The sequence below is a fragment of the Terasakiella sp. 4MB5A genome (assembly GCF_050058155.1).
In the GTDB taxonomy this organism is placed as follows: Bacteria; Pseudomonadota; Alphaproteobacteria; order Rhodospirillales; family Terasakiellaceae; genus Terasakiella; species Terasakiella halodenitrificans.
The window spans coordinates 2,096,892-2,118,976 of record NZ_CP188815.1 but is presented as its reverse complement, the minus strand read 5'-3'; the positions used below and the strand labels follow the sequence as shown (position 1 = coordinate 2,118,976).

At 44.6% G+C, this 22,085-nt stretch carries 16 protein-coding genes and 3 tRNA genes; 8 read left to right on the top strand and 11 right to left on the bottom strand.

The features are described 5' to 3' along the window. Positions 1–18: 18 nt before the first annotated feature. Positions 19–993 carry a peptidoglycan DD-metalloendopeptidase family protein gene (locus ACI0FF_RS09690; RefSeq protein ID WP_419796666.1) on the top strand — a complete coding sequence of 325 codons (975 nt, stop codon included), beginning with the start codon at positions 19–21 and terminating at the stop codon, positions 991–993. 51 nt (positions 994–1,044) lie between these two features. Here ACI0FF_RS09690 and ilvD read toward each other — a convergent pair whose 3' ends face one another. From ilvD to ACI0FF_RS09655, 7 genes are all read right to left on the bottom strand, one after another. Then, positions 1,045–2,898 (bottom strand): dihydroxy-acid dehydratase, encoded by a 1,854-nt coding sequence (gene ilvD / locus ACI0FF_RS09685; protein WP_419796665.1) that lies wholly within the window; start codon positions 2,896–2,898, stop codon positions 1,045–1,047. 87 nt (positions 2,899–2,985) lie between these two features. Beyond that, a complete protein-coding gene (locus tag ACI0FF_RS09680) occupies positions 2,986–3,501 on the bottom strand; it encodes a hypothetical protein (RefSeq protein WP_419796664.1) in 516 nt (171 codons plus the stop codon). Positions 3,502–3,578: 77 nt separating this feature from the next. After that, entirely contained in the window at positions 3,579–4,100 is a 522-nt protein-coding gene (locus ACI0FF_RS09675) for a hypothetical protein (protein WP_419796663.1), read from the bottom strand. 85 nt (positions 4,101–4,185) lie between these two features. Beyond that, positions 4,186–6,822 (bottom strand): valine--tRNA ligase, encoded by a 2,637-nt coding sequence (locus ACI0FF_RS09670; protein ID WP_419796662.1) that lies wholly within the window; start codon positions 6,820–6,822, stop codon positions 4,186–4,188. Positions 6,823–6,927: 105 nt separating this feature from the next. Further along, positions 6,928–7,653, bottom strand: a complete 726-nt coding sequence (locus ACI0FF_RS09665) for a DUF2497 domain-containing protein (RefSeq protein ID WP_419796661.1) — start codon at positions 7,651–7,653, stop codon at positions 6,928–6,930. A 98-nt stretch (positions 7,654–7,751) separates the two neighbouring features. Then, on the bottom strand, positions 7,752–9,134 hold the full coding sequence (locus ACI0FF_RS09660) for a TolC family outer membrane protein (protein WP_419796660.1): 1,383 nt from the start codon (positions 9,132–9,134) through the stop codon (positions 7,752–7,754). Positions 9,135–9,375: 241 nt separating this feature from the next. After that, positions 9,376–10,029: a protein-L-isoaspartate O-methyltransferase family protein gene (locus ACI0FF_RS09655; RefSeq protein ID WP_419796659.1), complete on the bottom strand. Its 654-nt coding sequence runs from the start codon at positions 10,027–10,029 to the stop codon at positions 9,376–9,378. Between the two features lie 265 nt (positions 10,030–10,294). Between ACI0FF_RS09655 and ACI0FF_RS09650 the strand changes: the two genes are divergently transcribed. The 4 genes from ACI0FF_RS09650 (at position 10,295) to ACI0FF_RS09635 (ending at position 11,310) form a co-directional block, all read left to right on the top strand. Further along, positions 10,295–10,368, top strand: a tRNA-Cys gene (locus tag ACI0FF_RS09650). 10 nt (positions 10,369–10,378) lie between these two features. Next, positions 10,379–10,454: transfer RNA gene (locus ACI0FF_RS09645), tRNA-Asn, on the top strand. Positions 10,455–10,491: 37 nt separating this feature from the next. Further along, positions 10,492–10,567: transfer RNA gene (locus tag ACI0FF_RS09640), tRNA-Asn, on the top strand. Between the two features lie 278 nt (positions 10,568–10,845). Then, positions 10,846–11,310: a helix-turn-helix domain-containing protein gene (locus ACI0FF_RS09635; protein WP_419796658.1), complete on the top strand. Its 465-nt coding sequence runs from the start codon at positions 10,846–10,848 to the stop codon at positions 11,308–11,310. 50 nt (positions 11,311–11,360) lie between these two features. On the opposite strand, the gene ACI0FF_RS09630 is transcribed toward ACI0FF_RS09635, so the two are convergent. Both ACI0FF_RS09630 and ACI0FF_RS09625 read right to left on the bottom strand, forming a co-directional pair. Then, positions 11,361–11,540 (bottom strand): hypothetical protein, encoded by a 180-nt coding sequence (locus tag ACI0FF_RS09630; RefSeq protein ID WP_419796657.1) that lies wholly within the window; start codon positions 11,538–11,540, stop codon positions 11,361–11,363. 87 nt (positions 11,541–11,627) lie between these two features. Next, complete coding sequence (locus ACI0FF_RS09625) at positions 11,628–12,356, bottom strand: LuxR family transcriptional regulator (RefSeq protein ID WP_419796656.1); 729 nt, start codon at positions 12,354–12,356, stop codon at positions 11,628–11,630. A gap of 225 nt (positions 12,357–12,581) precedes the next feature. Here ACI0FF_RS09625 and ACI0FF_RS09620 point away from each other — a divergent pair, with 225 nt between their 5' ends. The 3 genes from ACI0FF_RS09620 (at position 12,582) to ACI0FF_RS09610 (ending at position 17,558) form a co-directional block, all read left to right on the top strand. After that, complete coding sequence (locus ACI0FF_RS09620; RefSeq protein WP_419796655.1) at positions 12,582–13,313, top strand: Crp/Fnr family transcriptional regulator; 732 nt, start codon at positions 12,582–12,584, stop codon at positions 13,311–13,313. A 140-nt stretch (positions 13,314–13,453) separates the two neighbouring features. Continuing rightward, a complete protein-coding gene (locus ACI0FF_RS09615; protein ID WP_419796654.1) occupies positions 13,454–16,123 on the top strand; it encodes a GNAT family N-acetyltransferase in 2,670 nt (889 codons plus the stop codon). A gap of 112 nt (positions 16,124–16,235) precedes the next feature. Then, a complete protein-coding gene (locus ACI0FF_RS09610) occupies positions 16,236–17,558 on the top strand; it encodes a TolC family outer membrane protein (RefSeq protein WP_419796653.1) in 1,323 nt (440 codons plus the stop codon). A gap of 62 nt (positions 17,559–17,620) precedes the next feature. Here the strand turns inward: ACI0FF_RS09610 and ACI0FF_RS09605 are convergent, their stop codons facing one another. Then, a complete protein-coding gene (locus tag ACI0FF_RS09605) occupies positions 17,621–19,567 on the bottom strand; it encodes a methyl-accepting chemotaxis protein (RefSeq protein ID WP_419796652.1) in 1,947 nt (648 codons plus the stop codon). A gap of 170 nt (positions 19,568–19,737) precedes the next feature. Further along, positions 19,738–21,981: a CHASE2 domain-containing protein gene (locus ACI0FF_RS09600; RefSeq protein WP_419796651.1), complete on the bottom strand. Its 2,244-nt coding sequence runs from the start codon at positions 21,979–21,981 to the stop codon at positions 19,738–19,740. Between the last annotated feature and the right edge of the window lie 104 nt (positions 21,982–22,085).

Below are 22,085 nucleotides of genomic sequence, written 5' to 3'. Positions count from 1 at the left end.
TTGGGCATAATCCGCATCATGTTTAGAACATCACGACATATTGGCGTTTTCGCCGTGCTTTTCAGCCTTGCTGCTTGTGGTTGGGTGGAAGTCCCGTTTGAAGGACAAGGAAGGTATCGCCCGCCTGCCGAACAATCCGTTGAAAAGAAAAACATCGAAAAGCCAAAAGAAATTCCGGGAACGGTTGTCGTACAAAAAGGTGATACCGTTTATGCTATTTCGCGCAAACACGATGTTTCTGTTCGCGGGCTTATCGAAAGAAACGCCCTGAAACCGCCCTTTCATTTAAACATCGGACAACGGCTTTACCTGCCACAAGGCCCGGTTCATATTGTCCAGCCCGGTGATACACTTTATTCTGTCTCCAGACACTACCGCACCGACCTTTACACATTGGCAAAAACCAATAATTTAAACTCCCCGTTTACCTTAACTCCGGGACAACGCTTAAAGCTCCCCAATTCAGGGAATTTGACGACAGCATCTAAAAATCTGGATGTACCCCCACGGGTTAATGCCGAGGTCACAACCAAGCCAAAAAATAAATCCACAACACAGGCAAAAGCGGAACCACGCATTAATCGCAAAGCGATACCAAAACCACCCCCACGTTCCAGTAGCCGTTTTGCATGGCCCATCAAGGGACGAATTATTTCCAATTTTGGCGCTAAACGCGATGGGTTACGCAATGACGGGATCAATATTTCTGCAAAACGTGGTACCCCTGTAAAAGCTGCTGAAAACGGTGTTGTTGCTTACAGTGGCAATGAACTGCGCGGGTTTGGCAATATGATCCTCGTTAAACATAGTGGCGGTTGGATTACCGCTTATGCTCATGTTGAGAAAATATTGGTTAAACGCGGCCAAAAAATAACGCGTGGTCAATCCATCGCAAGTGTCGGCAGCAGTGGTGGTGTGGTGACCCCTCAACTCCATTTCGAAATCCGCCGGGGTATGAACCCGGTTAATCCAAACGGGTTTTTAAAAGGATAAAAAAAAAGCCCACTCAATGGCGGGCTTTCTTTTTGCTTTAGCTAATTTGTCTTAACGTTCAAGCTTGCTTACATCGCGAACCGCACCTTTATCTGCACTGGTTGCCATTGCAGCATAGGCACGCAAGGCAGCACTTACATGACGTTGACGTGGTTTTACCGGCTTCCATGCATCCGCGCCTTTAGCTTCCATTGCTTCGCGCCGTTTTGCAAGTTCCGCATCAGAAACCTTTAGGTTAATTGAACGGTTTGGAATATCGATTTCGATCGTATCACCTTCTTCGATCAAGCCAATTGCTCCACCGTTAGCGGCTTCAGGTGATGCATGGCCAATGGACAGGCCTGCCGTACCACCAGAAAAACGACCATCGGTTAACAAAGCGCATTCTTTGCCAAGACCCATAGATTTCAGATAACTGGTCGGATAAAGCATTTCCTGCATACCCGGTCCGCCTTTCGGCCCTTCATAACGGATAATGACAACATCACCAGCACCGACTTCGCCCCCCAGAATACGGGAAATTCCTTCGTCCTGACTTTCGCAAACACGGGCTGTCCCTGTGAAAGTCCAGATACTTTCATCAACCCCTGCGGTTTTTACAACACAACCGTCTTCGGCAATATTGCCATAAAGAACAGCCAAGCCACCATCTTTTGTAAAGGCGTCTTCAACACTGCGGATGACACCCTTGGAACGATCACGATCCAGATCACGATAACGCGCCGCCTGTGAAAAGGCTGTTTGTGACGGGACACCCCCCGGTGCGGCCTTATAGAACTTATGGATTTCAGCATCCGAAGTCCGGCTGATATCCCACGTATCGATTGCCTCGCCCAATGTTTTGGCATGAACGGTAGAGACATCGCGTTTTAACAAGCCTGCATCATCCAGACGTCCTAACAGAGACATAATGCCGCCTGCACGATGGACATCTTCAATATGAACATCGGGAACGGACGGTGCAATTTTAGACAGGCAAGGCACCTTGCGTGATAAACGGTCCATGTCTTTCATCGTGAAGTCAACGCCGGCTTCTTGTGCAACAGCCAACAGATGAAGAACCGTGTTTGTAGACCCACCCATTGCGATATCCAATGTCATCGCATTTTCAAAGGCATCAAACGTCGCAATCCCGCGCGGTGTAACGCTAACATCATCATTTTCATAATATTGCTTGCACAACTCAACCGCCAAACGTCCGGCGCGCAGGAATAATTCCTTGCGGTCTTCGTGCGTGGCAACAACGGTTCCGTTCCCCGGCAAAGACAGGCCCAAGGCTTCGGTCAGGCAATTCATGGAGTTTGCGGTAAACATACCAGAACATGACCCGCAAGTCGGGCATGCACTACGCTCAATCGCATCAATTTCTTCATCAGATACATTGGGATCAGCCGCCTTAACCATCGCATCGACCAGATCGAGAGAATGTTCAACGTCATCGATAGTGACTTTCCCGGCTTCCATCGGACCACCAGATACAAAAACCGTTGGGATATTCAAACGCATAGAAGCCATCAACATGCCGGGGGTGATTTTATCGCAGTTTGAAATGCACACCATTGCATCGGCGCAATGCGCGTTCACCATATATTCAACACTATCTGCAATCAAATCACGCGACGGCAAGCTATAAAGCATACCATCATGGCCCATTGCGATCCCATCATCCACAGCAATGGTGTTAAATTCTTTGGCAACACCACCAGCTTTTTCGATTTCACGTGCAACCATTTGACCAAGATCTTTAAGATGGACGTGGCCCGGGACAAACTGGGTGAAAGAGTTCACAACGGCAATAATGGGTTTTTCAAAGTCAGCATCTTTCATACCTGTCGCGCGCCAAAGGCTGCGCGCACCTGCCATGTTGCGGCCTGCTGTCGATGTACGTGAACGATATTCGGGCATAATCCAATCCTTTTGGTATTATAATCAGAACACTTCCCTAAGAAGTGCGGCAACTAACATAAACATATCGTTTGGATTTGGAAAGGTTTATACACTGTCAGCAACAAAGTCTGGCATAAGCTCAAATGGTTTTTGAACAAGCGTACTATTTCCATCTATCAATAAGGATTTGAGCCCTATGATTTTTGCTTGGGCAACTTCAGTTAAAACATTACTGCAAATCATGAGAATGCGTTCAGAACTTGCAAAAGGAAACGGCTGTTCCAAATTATCAAAATCATCACACAAAAGAACGCGATTATTGGTAATAGAATAACCGCATCTATTCAGTTGAGCCGTCATATCATCCCGGCAGGCATCGCCGTTTAAACAAAAGACGCCTACCCGTTTATCCAGTTTACGTAATTGTGGAACGAGAGATGCACCCGATGGAACCGTCATCCCATTTCGGATCAAAGTTGCATGAATGCTAAAAAGAAAAACATCATAATCGCGTACAAGATCCATCACCCCATCGACCTTAACGGTGAGGGCATTGTCATCTTGAAGAAAAGCAACTTCTTCTATGCCTAAGTCGTTTCTTAGGCCAAATCGATCATGCATATAGATATCGCCTCCCCTTCTTAAGCGTACCCCTTAAGTAAGAAGATTTAGATCATATTTCAATATGCAAGGCTTGTTTATTTTTTGTCAGATGGTTGCGGGACAGCCCGTCCCATTGCCCCTAAGGTTTTTTCCAATTCTTTGGCTTTGTTTTTTAATTCTTTTTCCATTTGTTTAATCTGTCGATCCAAAGAAACGGCATTGTTATAGGCACGTTCCCTTTTTTTTGCCTGTGCTTTTTTCCACATGGACCGGGTCACCCATTCCCCGGCATGGGCAATGACGATAATCCCGGCAATCAGACAAATCATACCGGCCAGCATATAATCAATTCGACCAAAGGCAGCGGCGACTCCCCAAAAACCGATGGTGGCAATGGATGAGCCGATAATAAAAAGCATCCGCCTTGTCACTTGGTTTTGGTCATATTGTGATTTTTCGTAATCGCGCAAGGAATTGGAAATTTCACTACGGGCAAGTTGTTGCCACTTGTTAAAATTCATTCCTTTAAAAGGTTCGCGGTTTTCCCGAATAAACAATTCAAGGCGCTTTACAATATATTCCGCACGTTCATCGGGGGTCGGATCGTTTTTTGCCATCTTAATTTTCGTTCACTCAACATGAAAAAGCCCCACCAAATTTCGGTGAGGCTTCTATCATAAGTGTGAACTTGCAAACAATCGGTTAAAGCGCCGATGTCAAACGTTCCAAGGCTTCTTTGAACTTGGTATTTTTCTCGCTCAGTTCTTGGACTTTTTGGCGTTCTGTTGCAACGACATCAGCCGGTGCATTGGCAACAAATTTTTCGTTTGCCAGTTTTTTCTCTTTGCCACCGATGATTTTATCCAGATTGGCGATTTCTTTTTCCAACCGGGCTTTTTCCGCCGCTACATCCATATGATCAACCACATTGATAAAGACAGTAGATTCGCCAACGACTTCCTGAACACAGCCGTGTGCAACAGCTTCATCAACCAAGTCGATAGATCCCAGGCGAGCCATGCGCTTGATCAGGTTTTCATTGCGCGCCAAACGTTGGGCCGTCTTTTCATTGGCACCTTGCAAATAAACGGAAAGGGGAACACTTCCCGGTACATTCAATTCTGAACGCGTTGTACGGATCGTGGAAATAAGTTGAACCAACCAATCCATTTCCTCGTTGGCATCGTTATCATCTAATAATTTTTCCGGCCATGCGGCACTAATTAACTGCATATCACGTTCATCAGCCATCGATTCCCATAGTTCTTCGGTAATAAACGGCATCATTGGGTGCAGGATGTGGAGAATTTGATCAAAAACCCATGCGGTTGTGGCCCGCGTTTCTTCAATCGCGCTTTCGTCATCCCCATTTAAGATGGGTTTGGTGAATTCCAGATACCAGTCACAGAATGTGCCCCAGGCAAACCCATAAATCGCATTGGCCGACTCGTTGAAACGATAGCCGTCAATTGCCGTGCCAACTTCGCCGGCAACTTCACCGACCTTGCCAACAATCCAACGGTTAACGGGGTGCTTAACACTTGCTGCATTAAAGTCTTTAGCCGGTTTACACCCGTTTATTTGACAGAAACGTGCGGCATTCCAAAGTTTCGTCGCAAAATTGCGGTATCCTTCGACACGGCTGGTGGCAAGTTTGATATCACGCCCCTGTGCAGCCATTGCGGTCAGTGTAAAGCGCATCGCATCGGCACCATACTGATCAATCAATTCCAACGGATCGATAACGTTACCTTTGGATTTCGACATTTTTGCCCCTTGCTCATCACGAACAAGCGCGTGGATGTAAATATCCTTGAACGGAACTTCACCCATGAAATGAATACCCATCATCATCATCCGGGCAACCCAGAAGAAAATGATATCAAACCCGGTAACCAGCACATCTGTGGTGTAATAATGATCCAATTGAGGTGTTTTTTCCGGCCAGCCTAATGTCGAAAATGGCCAAAGAGCAGAAGAGAACCATGTATCAAGCACATCGGTTTCACGGGTGAGTTTAACACCCTCACCTGCTGCTTTTTGCGCTGCTTCTTCGGTCATTTCAACATAGACGTTACCATCTTCGTCAAACCATGCCGGAATTTGATGTCCCCACCAAATTTGTCGGGAAATACACCAAGGCTGAATATTGCGCATCCACTCAAAATAAGTATTTTCCCATTGTTTCGGGACAAACCGCGTTTTACCTGTTTCAACCGCTTCCAAGGCTGGTTTTGCCAACACGTCGGCTTTTACAAACCATTGATCCGTCAACCAAGGTTCGATCACAACCCCGGAACGATCCCCATAAGGAACTGTCATCGGATTTTCTTCGATCTTCACCAAAAGGCCCAGTTCTTCCATTTCGGCGACAACTTTTGTGCGGGCTTCGAAGCGTTCCATACCTTGATATTTTTCAGGCACGTTTTCATTTAAATGCGCGTTAAGGTCCAGAACGTTAATAATTTCCAGATTGCAACGTTTACCGACTTCGTAGTCATTAAAATCGTGACCCGGTGTAATTTTTACAGCACCTGAACCTTTTTCAGGATCGGCATATTCATCGGCAACAATCGGGATCGCACGATTTACGATTGGCAAAATAACATTTTTACCAATCAAATCTTTATAACGCTCATCATCGGGATGAACCGCAACGCCTGTATCACCGAGCATGGTTTCCGGGCGTGTGGTCCCAACGGTAACAAATTTACCGTCCTCACCTTCTAATGGATAGTTGAAGTACCACATTTTACCGTTGACTTCGCGTTGTTCCACTTCCAGATCTGAAATGGCGGTATGCAACTTCGGATCCCAGTTGACGAGCTTTTTATCGCGATAAATCAGATCTTGTTTGTAAAGTTCGACGAAAACTTTACGGACGGCTTCTGATAAGCCTTCATCCATGGTAAAGCGCTCTTTAGCCCAATCGGCAGAAGCACCAAGACGACGCAATTGATTAACAATTGTCCCACCTGATTCTGCTTTCCATTCCCAGATTTTATCAATGAATTTATCGCGGCCCAAATCATGGCGGGTCACACCTTCAGCTTCCAAACGGCGTTCTACCACCATTTGTGTGGCAATGCCTGCGTGGTCTGTGCCGGGTTGCCAAAGGGCATCTTTACCCTTCATCCTGTTATAACGGATTAGAATATCTTGCAAAGTAAATGTCAGGGCGTGTCCCATATGCAAGCTGCCTGTCACATTAGGCGGCGGCATCATGATCGTATAGGGTTCTTTGCCAGCTTCATGATTGGCGGCAAATGCGTTTTTCTCTTCCCAAAGCGTGTAGTGTTTTTCTTCAACAGTAGCCGGGTTGAACGTCTTGTCGAGCATTTTAAGACACAGCCTCTTATCTAAATGAAAATTTATAGCTTTAATAAACGCGAAAACGCCCGAGGACAAGCCCGGGCGCTGTAATTTCGCAAGATTAATCGTGTTTTAGTCTTCCAGACGTTCCGCACGGTTAATCATGATATCGATTTCTTTTTTGACCAATCGTTCAATCAAGTAAGGCAAATTACGATCGAGCCATTCTTTCAGCAATGGTCGCAACATTTCGCGGGTTAGGCCTTCCAACGTAATGTCGCGGGTCCCAACAGCGATATCGCGTTGATCCAGAATTGCTTTTGCCAGTTCGGACAAGACATCTGTCGATGCATCTGCTGTTGGCGGAGAGACAATCCGATTGGCAACATCGGATGCCAAAATGGGTTGCGGCTCAAAAACAGGTTCCGGTTCCGGCTCTGGTTCTTCTTCCTCAATCATCATATCAGATGTTAAATCCAGGATATCATCATCAATATCGATTTCTTCAATCTCTTCAATGATTGGTTCGGGGTCTTCCAATTCAATCACAGGCTCAAGTTCCGGTTCCGGCTCAGGCATTGGTTCTGGTTCCGGTTCAGGCATGGGCTCCGGTTCGGGTTCCGGCATTGGTTCCGGTTCGGGTTCCGGCTCAGGCATTGGCTCCGGTTCAGGTTCCGGCATTGGTTCTGGCTCAGGTTCCGGCATTGGTTCCGGTTCTGGCTCGGGTGTTGCTTCTTCAGTCGGAGCAGCCTCGGCACCTTCTTCATCATCCTCAGAAAGAATACGCCGGATAGAGGCTAAAATATCCTCCATCGACGGCTCTGCGCCGTCACCTGCTTCTGTATTTTCGTCACTCATCTCAACTTCACCCGATTATATTTTGCGTATGTATTTATGAAAAAAAGTTTCCAATGTAAATATTATACGCGTCCTCACCTTAATGAATTGTTATCTACTTATTCTTTTTCGTCAACATCGCCGACAGACGATGTACCGATCCATGCGTCGCGAACTTCATCATAATGGACTTTCGGGTCATAAATCCCGGTGTCCAGCCCTAATTTTTCTGCCGTCAATTCCCCAATGGCCTGCTTTAATTCATAAACTGCAACCAATTCATCACGTTGTGCACGTACCAAACTTACTTTAGCATCCAATAATTCTTGTTCCGCATCAAGGACATCAAGAACGGTACGTGACCCAACAGCGGCTTCGCGTTGAACACCATCCAGTGCAACCTCAGCAGAACGAATTTGTGCTAAGAAAGACTGAATACGCGCTCTCGCGGTGACCAGACCTTCCCAACCGGTGCGGCCACTTTCCACAGCACTGCGACGGGCCTCTTCCATGTCCATGCGTTTTTCAGCAGCTGTTTGCTTAGCCTGACGAACTTGCGAGTACACAGTCCCTTTTTGATAGAACGGAACTTTTAAAGACAGACCGATGCTTGCCGACTCGGACCGGCTGTTACGCGAAGACGATTCCAGTGCTGTGTCCGTAGACGCGGTTAAATTCAGTTCCGGTAACAATTTACCGGCCATTTCCTCGATATTTTCCATTGCAGCTTTTTCATCAGCAATAGCCGCTAAGAAAGTCGGATTACTTTGTTGTGCCCGTTCGATGACTTCTTCCACCGTTGTCGGGATATCGCTTGGCAAAGGAGAGGGAATCGGTTTGGTCGGAATTTCACCAATTATTTTTTGATAAGTTGCACGTGAGGATTCGAGGTCCCCTTCTGACTGAATACGGTCTGCCGTTGCTTTGGCAAAACGCGCTTCGGCTTGGCTCACGTCCGTACGGGTTAATTCCCCGACTTCGAAACGATCATTTGTTGCTTCAAATTGGCGACGTAAAACCTGTTCGTTATTACGGTTCAGTTCAAGAACGGCCTCATCTCGAACAATATTTGAATAGGCCAATACCGCATCCATTAAGATTTCTTGTTCTTTTTCCAGCAAGCGGGCACGTGCAGCATCGACCTTTGCTTCTGCTTCAGCAGTTGCTGCTTCGGTTTGGAAACCACGGAATAAAGGCTGGGTTACAGCAAAAGAGCTCGTCATTGGTGTCAATGTCTGCTCACGATTTGAACCTGTTCGGGAATTATTGTCATTACGTTCCTTGGCAACCGTTCCCGTCCATATGACTTCCGGGCGCCAATTGGCTAACGCCTGAGAAACACCTTCGTCCGTCGCCCGGACCGTTGCGCGTTCAGAGTTAAGCGCGGGATTGTTCATATATGCTTTAACGAGAGCCTCTCTAAGTGTTTCGGCATTCGCTTGCGAACTAAAAGCCATCGCGCCTAAGGCAACGCCGATTAGAAAGTTTTTTCTCAGGTTCATTTCATTACCCATAATACTTATATTAAGTTTCGCACAGTCTAACCATCTGCAACATGAAAGGCAAAGGATTCAGACACTTGTAAATTAATGTTTTTTAACAGAATTTTCTAAACTAATTCTTTACAACCGATTACAAGGCTAAAAAAGTGAATTACCTCACATACAGGTAAATCTTTTTTCAAAAAAAATGCCTTGCCCGATCACTGTCGAACAAGGCATTTTAATTATTATTTTCAAACACTTAAAAAGTGAAAGCGGCTTTATTCTCAAAACCTGGCAAGCTTGCAACGCCCGCTTCCATGATATCGTGTTTTGAAAAAATATCATTGTTGCGTGTATATACGCAAACATTGGACATTGTTGATTTGCCTTGCTCAATCACCAACAATCGCCCGCCATCTGCCAATTGATTTTTAATGGAATCCGGAACATTTGAAACTGCGCCGTTAAAGAGAATAACATTATAAGGCGCCTGCTTTTCAACGCCTGCTTCCATGTCTCCGGTGACGACCACAGCGTTATCAATCCCGATTTGGCTTAAATTGTTTGTTGCAGTTGTCGCAAGTTCTTCATCGCTTTCGATAGCAACCACCATGCTAACGATTTTTGCGAGAACAGCTGTTGAATAACCAGTGTTGCAGCCAATATCGAGAACAATATCGTTTTCATCCAACTCGGCAGTTTCCAACATTCTGGCAAGAACCATTGGTTCCAGCACAAAACGACCGTTACCAACCTCAAGTGCGTCATCAACATAAGCGACACCTTTTTTGGATGTCGGTACAAACACCTCACGGGGAACCGCACCCATGGCATCCAAAACATAAGGGTCGGCGACCCGGTTGGTTTTTATCTGACCTTCAATCATATTCGAACGGGAAAGCGCATAATCCATAGTGGCACCGTAAAAAGTGTTAAATCAATAAACTCGTCGATTACGAACAGGATGACTTAAATTTTGAGCAACCTGCGCATCTCATGTGCCGTTTTATAATCCGCATTCGCTTCTATGACAATGGTGTAGAACGAATAAATCCCAGTTTTTTAGCCATAATTCATAAAAAATGAAAAAAAATGAAAAAAATGGATTGACCGCGAGAGGTCATCCGACTAATTTCCGCTCCGCCGATGGTTACAGCCAAACCGAAGTGATTGGATCTGGCGCGGTGGTAGAGTGGTTATGCAGCGGATTGCAAATCCGTGAACAGCGGTTCGAATCCGCTCCGCGCCTCCACGATCTCCGATCCGCCTTAGTTCAGTTGGTAGAACGGTGGACTGTTAATCCATATGTCGCTGGTTCGAGCCCAGCAGGCGGAGCCAATTTGGTTCTGGATGTAATCATCGGCTATAGCTCTGATCCGCCTTAGTTCAGTTGGTAGAACGGTGGACTGTTAATCCATATGTCGCTGGTTCGAGCCCAGCAGGCGGAGCCAATTTAAAAAGCACTCTCAGCATTATGCGGGAGTGCTTTTTTATTACCCTTATCAATGGTACTTTTAATAATTTTGAGCGTAAAATACTACGTATATAGACCTAGCGCAGTATTAACGCCCAAAAAAATAGGTAATAAACCACTTGTGATTGCGTTTTCTGCGAGACAAACGAATAATGTCTCGTTATAATACAACCGAACCCAAGTTGATAGAGGTTGTCACTTACTATCGTATGGGGATAGAAAACTGAAAAAGCCGAGTAACTAAAGGAAAATAAAATGGTAAAAACTGCTACAAATGATATTTTACCGGGCACACGTGGAAGCGACACCCCACATCCGGTCGATGTGCATGTTGGTCAACGTGTTAAATTGCGCCGTACACTGATGGGTATGACCCAAGGTAAGCTGGGTGAAAGCATTGGTCTGACATTCCAACAAATTCAGAAATATGAGCGTGGCGCAAACCGCGTAAGCGCCAGCAAGCTTTGGCAACTTGGTAATGTGTTAGATGTTCCCGTATCTTTCTTTTTTGAAGATATGCCGGAAAGCGTGCGCGAATCATTCCCAGGGTATCAAGGCGAAACCGCAGAAAGTGATATTCCAGAAGAACACCTGACACTACACCGTCGTCAGACTTTGGAATTGGTTCGTACATTCTCACGTCTACAGGATCCAGTTATCCGTAAACGTGTGATCGATGTTGTACGCGCCATTGCTGAAAGTGAAACCGTTAACGGTTAGTCACAATAAAAACATAAGGAACGGCCTTAGAAAAGCCGTTCCTTTGTTTTTTATTTTTTTAATAAATCTGTAGTCGCTATATTCGCCAGCGCTAAAAGGTCTGAAACTTCACTAAAACCAGATTTACGAGCCTCTTTTTGAAGGTAACCGATGCATTGGATAAGTTCATCTGCTGAAATACGCTCAAAAGGCGTGTAATCCCGGTAATCATCAATATTTACAACTGTCATCTATCCGCTCCCCATATTCATAAATTTTGAGGGAAATTAGATAGTATTTTGAAATAAAAATCATCCTGTAGAATCCTACAGGTTTTTTTATGGATAAATAATATGGTGTGCAATCGCTTTGACAGTGGCCTGAAAACGACCATTCACACCTAACTTTGTACAAGCATTTCCGATATGAAAAGTCACCGTACGCTCAGCTACATTTAGGATATTTGCGATTTCCCAATTACTTTTCCCCCGCGCCGTCCACAACAGGCATTCTCGTTCCCTTGTGGTTAATTTAATATTTTCACTCTCCCCCGATTCTTCAGTGAATTTCTCCATAAAAGAGTCATGGCAATAATCGGCCATAAAACGAACCACAGGAACACTGTAATTCATCAGGTCGTTCCATTGATCACGATTTGCATTTGCACAGACGCTGACAAGCGCCAACTCATTATTTGCGCGACGAATGGGAATTGTCATACCACGATTTGAAATACCGAAATCTTGTGCACGGTCCATAAATATTTGTTCTGTCTTACTTTTTTTTAACTTCTCCCAAATGTAGGGCGTATGCGAGTTTTGCGCAGCCCGAACAATCGGGTCACAATTTATACAATCTTCGGAGAAATAATAATCCAACCATTCGCTTTGGTAACTGCACGTAACCAAGGGGTCGCTAATTTTAACATTCGGAGAATTAAAAATCGCATAGGTAAAATGGTCAAACCCCAGACGATCTTTTAGCGCCAGAAGAAAGGTGCTAAAATCCTGTAAGTTATCGATTTCGTCTAGTTGAGTAACAGAATCTTCAATGGAAGTGGTAAGCATCTTTAGGTCCTATCAATATCCCAATTATTCCATTTAACATTGATAGAGGCAATTAAAAATTGTTCACCCTCCAATTTCAGATTGAGGGATTTTACGTGACATAGATCAATTTTCTATTTCATTTCGCTAAATTGTTAGTAAGATGTAATTCACCAATAAAGAGAATGACTAAAAGAAGTCATTCAAGGCATTGAAAAAATTAGCTGAGCGTCGTTGAGAGGCAAAGTGGGTATAGAAGGCAAACCGATCACCGTGACAAAATGCGGTACCTGTGGGGGAGGAAAAGACGATTCCTCTTTATGCGGACTCGCCCGTTCCGGCCTTGAATCTGATCGCTTGCAACGCACTCATCGTACTTATGATATCGGACAAAATATTTACCTTGAAGGTGATCGATGTGAAGGTGTTTATTGCCTGAAATCTGGCTTGATTGCCATTCGTAAAACCGATGTCAATGGTAACTCTGCCGTCGTTCGCTTGGTTCAGCCAGGTGAAGCCTTTGGGCATCGGTCATTCTTGGCCAACGAGAGGCATGCCGGAACGGCTGAGGTTTTAGTAAAAAGCAAACTCTGTTTCATTCCACGCGCCAGCCTTGAACACTTGTTATCTCAATCGCCTGATGTTGCTATACGCTTTACTCGACGTGTTGCACGTGATTTACGTGAAATTGAAGAATTATACCTTCTGACGACCACGCAGCCTGTTCGTAAAAGACTGGCACACCTGCTTCTCAGCCTTAAAACACGTTATTCAAGTAACGAAAGCGATGATGACGAAGTTGTAATTGAGCTTCCCTTATCACGACAGGAATTAGCTGCCGCCATCGGCACACGTCCGGAAACAATTGCACGTACAATTAAAAAACTGGAAGAAGATCAATTGGCTATCTTTAAAGGTCGCCAAGTGACAATTCCAAGCTTAGAACTTCTGCAAGAAGATTTTGAATCTGAATCATAGATAGATTGACAATAGCCATGCGCTTTTTGCGCAGCACTGTCCCATCTTTGTAACTTGTTTTTACTCTGATATTAGATACCCTGCCGAATCACGAATATATATCTGTAAATATTTGCTTTTTCAAATGGGGGAAAAGGGCAATGGGAATCCGTAATCTCGATAAAATGTTTGCCGCCAAATCTATTTGTGTTATTGGCGCAACAAACGAGGAAGGACAATGCGGTAACGTCGTTATTCGAAATTTGATAACAGGTGGCTTTCAGGGCCCCATCATGCCGGTAAGTACTGATTATAAGGCCATTGGCGGCATCTTAACCTATCGTGATATCCCTGCCCTACCAGAAACACCTGACCTTGCCATCGTCTGTACGGAAGTTGCAACACTTGAAGCGACAATGCAAACCCTTGGGGAACAGGGGGTGAAAGCGGCTATTCTCGTGAGCCATCAAACCAGTTGCATTGACGAAGAAACACCGGCTTTTTTAGGTGAACTTCATAAAAAGTACGGCATGCGCATTTTGGGACCAAACAGTATGGGAGCGGTTGTTCCCGGTAAAAATTTAAATGCAAGCACGCATCACCTTCCCATTAAAGGGGGGAAAATCGCATACGTCTCCCAATCCTCCACGATGTCGAGCACGGTTCTGGATTGGGCCAATGCACATGGTGTGGGGTTCTCCCACTTTATTTCAATTGGGAAATGTACAGGACTCGATTTCGGCGATATTATTGACTATCTCGGCAGTGATCCTTTTACCCGTGCAATCCTTCTATATATGGAATCCATTCAGGATCATCGAAATTTTATGTCTGCTGCACGCTCTGCTGCGCGCAACAAACCTATTCTTGTTATGAAATCAGGCCGTCATGATATTTCAAACCTGACAACGCAATCTCATTCTGGGGCAATGGCTGCCAGTGATTTGGTCTATGATGCGGCCTTTAAACGTGCCGGTATGTTACGGGTAAACAGCATTGCGGAACTCTTTGCAGGTGCGGAAACCCTGTCGGTTACAAAACCCTTTAAAGGCAATAAGCTTGCGATTGTTTCAAACGGTGTGGGACTTAATCTCATTGCGGCAGATCATCTACTGGAAAGCAATGGCAAACTTGCGACCCTTTCAGAAGAAACACATCAAAAACTAAATGATATCATCGGTAAATGTGATGTTTTATCGAAAACCAACCATACCGGTATTCGATGTCGCGCGCAGGATTTCCCACAAGTTTATGAAATCTTGAAAAAAAGCAAGGAAGCAGATTGTATCTTATTTCTGTATTCGCCCAATATTCAGGAAAACAGCACAGAAAGTGCGCGTCAGTTAGTTGCAATGCATAAAAAACTAAAAGGAAATATTTTAACCTGTTGGGTTGGCGAAAAAACGGTTCAAGAGGCCCATCAGATTTTTGAAGAAAATGCTATTCCAGCTTATTCCTCTCCCCGAATGGCCATTACTGCTTTTATGCATATTGTTGAATATCTGAAAAACCAGACGACATTGATGGAAATACCAGAGCGTGTCCCCGCTGATATTAAGCCAGCCCGTGCAGAAGTTCGCCAAATCATTAATGAAGCCCTTGAAAACGGTGAAACATGGCTAAAAGAAACAGATACTAAAAAAATACTACGGGCCTATGGCATTGATACTGTTGAATCACGACTTGCAAAAGACGTAAGCGAAGCCAAAAAAGTCGCAGCTGAAATTGGTTTTCCCGTTGTTGTTAAAATCCTATCTCCTGACATTGTGCATAAATCAGATGTGGGCGGGGTTGTTTTGTCCCTTGAAAATGAACGCGCTGTCGAAGAGGCTGTTAAAGCCATTAGTAGCCGCGTCCAAAAGTTCAACAAAAAAGCACAAATTACAGGCTTTATCATTCAAAAGATGGTTCATCAGCCCCGTTGTCATGAATTGATTGCAGGTATGGCGCATCACCCTGTTTTCGGCCCTGTTTTACTCTGCGGTGAAGGCGGAACAGCAACAGAAATCATTGCTGATCGTGCCATTGCCTTACCACCTTTAAACATGAGATTGGCTGACGATCTTATTTCCAGAACTAAAATCAATAAACTGTTGAAAGGCTATCGGGATACGCCGCCAATTGATCGCAATGCCCTCTGTCAGGCGTTAATCGAACTTTCTGAAATCTGCATTGATTTCCCTGAAATACAAGAATTTGATGTGAACCCCATTTTTGCATCCAAGTCTGGCGCATTGGCGGTCGATTCCCGGATGCGGATCAAAAAAATAACCCATAAGCATCCAAACCGCCGACTGGCAATACGGTCCTACCCTGCATCTCTGGAAGAAGAGTTTACGATGCGCAACGGGCGCAAAGTTTTGATCCGGCCGATTAAACCGGAAGATGAACCCGCCCACAAAGAATTTATGACCCATGTTTCACCAGAAGACATTCGTTTCCGTTTCTTTGGTTCTGTTCGTGAATTGCCACATTCAGAAATGGCTCGCCTAACCCAAATTGATTATGATCGGGAAATGGCCTTTATTGCACAAGCCCCGAACGAAAAAGATGGCCATCTGGAAACACTTGGTGTTGTGCGAACGGGGACTGACCCAAATAACGAAGATGCTGAATATGCCATTTTGGTTCGTTCAGACCTGAAAGGTCAAAAACTGGGGTGGAAACTGCTCAATAAAATGATTGATTATTGTCGTTCACGCGGTACGATTTACTTTACTGGACAAATCTTACGAGAAAATAGGACCATGCTCGAAATGGTGAAAGCAATGGGGTTTGAAGCGAAAACAATCATCGAAGAAGACATTGTTGAAGTGAAACTGAAACTATAAACCCTTTTTTAAACATGAAACCATAACCTATTACACCAATAAGGTTTGACGGATTGACTGTATCGCACTAAAATCCGCGTTAAAGTATACTTATTGGCTGGAGGGAAGTCCTGTGAGGGCTCATTATTTCTTAGGGACATGTTTAGGGGCATTGCTCTGTGTTGCAAACGTAACGACATCGCACGCAGCGAGTTTGGAATCTGAACTCAGCAATATGTTGGTTGAACACCCGCAGTTAAAAGCTGCAACAAAAACCACAAAGGGCGCTGAAGAAGAAATAGAAGTTCAACAGTCTGCTAATCTGCCCTCCGTCGCCTTCACTGGTGATTATGGGTATGAGTGGATCACAAATCCATCCGAGCGAGCCAACTCTGACGGAAAAGATGATTCCTCGCTCATGCGATCTGTAGCTGGCGTGAAAGTAACCCAAAACTTATTTGATGGTTATGCAACCGATTCAGCCATTCGTAGCGCAACCTTGACCAAGGAAGAAACGCAAAAAGGTGAAGAATCAACACGGCAAAATCTTTTGATTGAAGGTATTACGGTTTATCTGGAAGTCCTTAAACAAGCTCGCCGTATTGAATATGCACGTGAAAATGAAGCCAATATTAAAACCCAAATGGAATTGGAAGATGAACGCGTCCGACGTGGTTCTGGTATTGGTATTGATGTCTTAAACGCCAAATCTCGCTTACAAACAGCTAAAGACACACGTGTCGGCTATGAAGGTGATCTGGCGCGTGCCGCAGACCAGTTCATGCAAGTGTTCGGTCATGCCCCGGATATTGCCGCCATGCTGGATCCAAATCCACCGATGAATTTATTGCCGACAAGCCTGGATGAAGCCGTCCAATTGGCATTGAAGCAAAACCCAAATCTGCAAAAAGCCGATTTAACATCTGAAATCGCAAATGAAAATAAACGGGGCATTTATGCTGAATATATGCCCAGCGTTGATCTGGTTGGATCGATGAATTTTGAAGAAAATAAAAATGCGACCATTGGTGTTCGTCGTGACTATTCAGTCCTAGTTGAGGCAAATTGGGACCTTTTCAGTGGTTTTTCAACTGAATACGCGATGAAGAAGGCAACATTTGATTACGCTGCCAGCAAAAGCACTTATGATTATACTTCACGTAAAACCATAGAAGCTGCCAGACAGGCATGGCATACGCTGGAAACCAATCAAGAACGTCTGGCACTTAAAGAAAACGATGTAATCCTTAAGGAAGAAATTTTCTTGGATACACGGAAACAACGCGAGAACGGCGCCGAAGGCGTGGATGTTTTGAACGTACTAGACCGTGAAAAAGAAGTTTACGAAACCAAGATTAAATATGCCGAGCTGTTTTACGATCACCGCCTTGCCATTTACACGGTGCTTTATACCACAGGTCAGCTTACATCAGATGTTTTAGGGCTTGGTTCCTAAAGAACTTATAAAAAAACCGCCTCCTCTCTGGCGGTTTTTTTTACGTTTGCACCGCTTTGATATTACTCGTTACGTCGGACAGTGGACAAGAAATCAACAACCTCTGCTTTCAAAAGATTTGATAAAGAAAGCATTTCATTTGATGCCGTCAATAAACTATTCGCTTCTTCGCGCAAGGCATTGGATGCTTCAGAAACAGCCGTGACATTACTGGAAACTTCCTGCGTACCGGATGCCGCACGTTGAACACTGTCTGATATTTCTTGTGTCGCAGCCCCTTGCTGTTCTACAGCTGCAGCAATTGCACTGGCATACTCACTGATTTGCCCCATAATTTGGCTGATAGCTGAGATTGCACTAACAGAGTCCGAGCTGCTGATTTGAATACCGCTAACTTGGGACTGAATGTCACCAGTTGCACGGTCTGTCTGTGTTGCCAAGTTTTTGACTTCACTGGCGACCACGGCAAACCCTTTACCGGCTTCCCCTGCCCGTGCGGCTTCGATTGTTGCATTCAACGCCAATAAATTCGTTTGTCCTGCAATATTTTGAATAAGACTTACAACTTCACCAATTTTGTCCGCAGCTCCCGCTAGTTCCGTAATGGTCAAATTGGTATTTTCCACATCTTCAACAGCTTGGCGAGCAATTTCAATTGACTGTGTCACTTGTCCGCCGATTTCACGAATTGCTGCAGACAGTTGCTCTGTTGCTGCTGCGACAGTTTGCACACTTTGTGTTGTTTCCTCTGCTGCATTGGTCACAACATTGGCCCTTTGACTGGACTCTTCTGCACTTTCTTGAACGCGACGAGCAACATCTTGTGTTTGTTCAGATGACCTTGCGACATTTTCAACAATGGAAAGGACTTTTCTTTCAAAAGAATCAGCCATGTCATTTAATGTTCTACGACGCTCTTCTGCCATTCGGACGCTGGCTTGTTCATTTTCACGAGACAATTCTTCCATCTTTATGGCGTTTTCCTTAAAGACACCGAGTGCGTCCGACATTTGACTTAATTCATCTTTAAAAGAACTTTGGGGGATAGATATATCAAGGTTACGATTGGCAAGCTCGCTCATAGCACCTGCCATTTTCAAAACCGGGCGTGATACCCATGTTTTAACCAAAACCCCCATCAGACCGATAATGGCACCAACAGCAATTAAAGTGACAATAATAGCTGTTCTGCGGAATGAAGATAGAGCTGCAAAGGCTTTATCTCGATCTATGGCAAAGCCAAGATACCAATTGACACTGGGCAAACCGGTTACTTTTTTAAACAAATAAAGCTCTTTTTGATCACTATCCAGAATATGCTCGTTCCCTTCCTCTACCTTCGGCGTATTTTCAGGAAAGACTTCGGTCACAGGTTTTAGGGTGTTTTTAACATCCGGATGGATCAGAACGGTTCCTTTGTCATTGGCAAGAAAAGCATATCCCATACCGCCAAGATCAACACTGCGAATTAAATCACCCAAATCGGTAATATCAATATCACCACCCACAACACCTAAAACCTTACCGTTTTTTTCGATTGGGTATGCAGTCGTTACAATTAAGCTTCCCGAAGAAGCATCAACATAAGGCTCTGTCAGAGTGGCGTTTTGTGCTGCAATTGCATCTTTATACCATGGACGTTGGCGTGGGTCGTAGCCTTCCGGCAATTCGTCCGGCGGTGCCATCGTCATGACTCCTTGTGCATCACCAAAATATGCATATTTGAATGTGCGGGCCATAACGGGACGGTTTGCCAAGTTCGCCACCAAATCAACACTATCCCCTTCATTAATGACTTGTCCAAAATTTTCAATAAGACGGCGCCTGATATCAATCCAATTTGAAATGGTATTGGTTGCCAATTCTGATGTCTCTGCCAAATCGGATGTCAAAGTACTGCGGATAGCCTGACGCTGATTAAAATCAAAATAAAGAATAAATGCCGTAAACGTCACGATAACAATCAATGCTGCGACCGTTAACAATCGGCTGCCAATATTCACAAACATAACATACCCTCACACATCATTTCTTAGGGTAGTGAGTTGACCTGCAGATAGTTTATTTATTCACTTGATCATCTACCCCTAATTTAAAATATGTAGGGAAGGAAAAACCATATTCAATATGAGCTTATTAAATAAAAAAAAGCTCTGGTAAATAACAGAGCCTTTTTTACTTATTTTGTTGTTGCAACAAAAACACCATCCCAGTCCGGTCCTGGTGGTTCGGTTTCATAAGCGATCATACGTTCTTGGTAAAGATCATAAAGGCCGTGATGTGCCATACCCAATTTATCAATCATTTCATTTGCTGTTTTGATATCTTGGCGTACTTTTTCCCAATTTTGTAGACGATAATCTTTTAACAAGGTCGCATGATGTTTGGCATATGCAATAAATTCAGGTGTCTGGGCAATTTTGTCATCGCCCAGAACTGAATAAATACGAACAGCTTCCGTCTTGCCTTTTACTTTAATCAAATCCAGTTCAATACAGGCCAAGTCCTGCACATTCACATAGGTGTTTTCGCCAATAACAATTGTTACACCGTATGTTTTAGATTGACCTTCTAGGCGTGAAGCTAAATTTACACTATCGCCCAGAACAGAATAATCAAAACGTTGATCTGATCCCATATTCCCCACACAACAGGTTCCTGTATTCAAACCAATGCCGATTTTTAGGGGAATATGGGGGCGACCTTCTTCTTCGGCTTCTTTTTCCAGACGTTCGTTTACAGCAACAAGCGAGTCAATCATTTCAAGGGCAGAGAGGCAGCCATTGCGTTGATGATTAGGATCATCCAATGGAGCATTCCAGAACGCCATGATGCAATCACCCATATATTTATCAATCGTCCCCTGTCGTTGCAAAATAACGTTTGTCAGCGGAGTTAAGAACTTGTTGATCAATTTGGTGAGACCCTCGGCATCAAATAGTTCTGAAATGGAGGTAAAGCCGCGAACATCACAGAACAAAAGCGTCATTTCACGATTTTCACCCCCTAATTTCAATTGACCGGGGTCTTCTGCCAATCGTTCGACCAATGCTGGTGACATATAGTGTGAAAACGCTGATCGGACTTGTTTTTTCTGCGCTTCCTCTGCTGCATATCCCATATAGGTCAATTGTATATAAATGCCGAGTGTCGAGAGCATAGCAAAGCCTGCATCAAATAGTAACTTTTTCTCACTAAACAGATACCATGACGATGCCCCAGAGCCGCCCGCAATAAAGAGGAAGAGGATCAATGTCCATTTTGCCCCAATCATCGGGACGAGAAGAATCATCACCAAGCCTGCAAACAGGGTCAGCAGAAATTCTGCACCATCCATATTGGGCGGACGACTAAGAAAAGCATTATCGACCACAGCCTCAATCACATTGGCATGAACTTCCACCCCAGGCAGCGTTTCTTCCACAGGTGTTGAACGAATATCAAGTAAGCCAACGGCAGATGTCCCGACAATGATGAGCTTACCGCGCACCAGTGCCGGATCAACGACACCACTTAAAACATCGCGTGCCGAAACATATTTTTCTTTATCGCGTTTGGAAAAATGCGGCCAAACCCGCCCCTTTTTATCTGTTGGTAAAATTAAACCTTTGGCAATGGCAACTTTTTCAACGCCTAATTCATTGGAAGTTACGAGAATTGTACGCCGACCTGTTGCGACACGCAGCATTTCCACCGCCAAGCCTGTATAGATCTCATTTTCATATTGAAAAAGCGTAGGAACACGTCGCACAACCCCATCAGGTTCCGGGAATAATGAAAAGAAACCATGGCCAGCCGCAACTTCTTCAATTTCAGGAATATTACGCACAAGTGAAGGCAGAGACGGTACAAATGCGTGTGGTTTTTCACCGCGAAAAGCAATTGATTTCTTAACCGGCGGGCGATGAACCTGATCTTCGATTTTACGATCAAAGCCTGCCTGCCCCAATACAACACGTGTTTGTTTAATAATATTGGCAAAATAGGCATCATTACTTGGCAACTGGCGAATGGTTTCTTCAATCGTCGGATCCAATCCACTGACGTTATCAGCAATCATATTGGGTGAAAGACGATCTGGTTCAGGGAATGCAATATCGAAGGCAACAACCCCCGCCCCCATTCGAAATAGATTGGCCACCATATCTGCAATGATTGTGCGCGGCCACGGCCACTGCCCGACGGTTGCAAGACTTTCTTCGTCCAAGTCTACAATCGTTACCGGGCGGGTTTTGACCTCACGCGGTTGGGCACGTTGATACATGTCAAAGATTTTAACTCGTAAAAAATCAACGGGATAAGGATTAACGACCTGAACACCCAATAATCCGAGGAGAAGGAGAAAACCGACCAACCGGGCCATTGAGAAAAACTTACGTATTCTGCCCGGTTTCTTTTGTTTTTTAGAAACATCATCAGCCACGTGACAATCCCCTCGTAATTGTGCCAACCTCTAATCATGACACCAGCTAAGCTGTCACAGGTCAAGAAAACATGGCATTTATTTGAAATAATGCTACAAAAAAC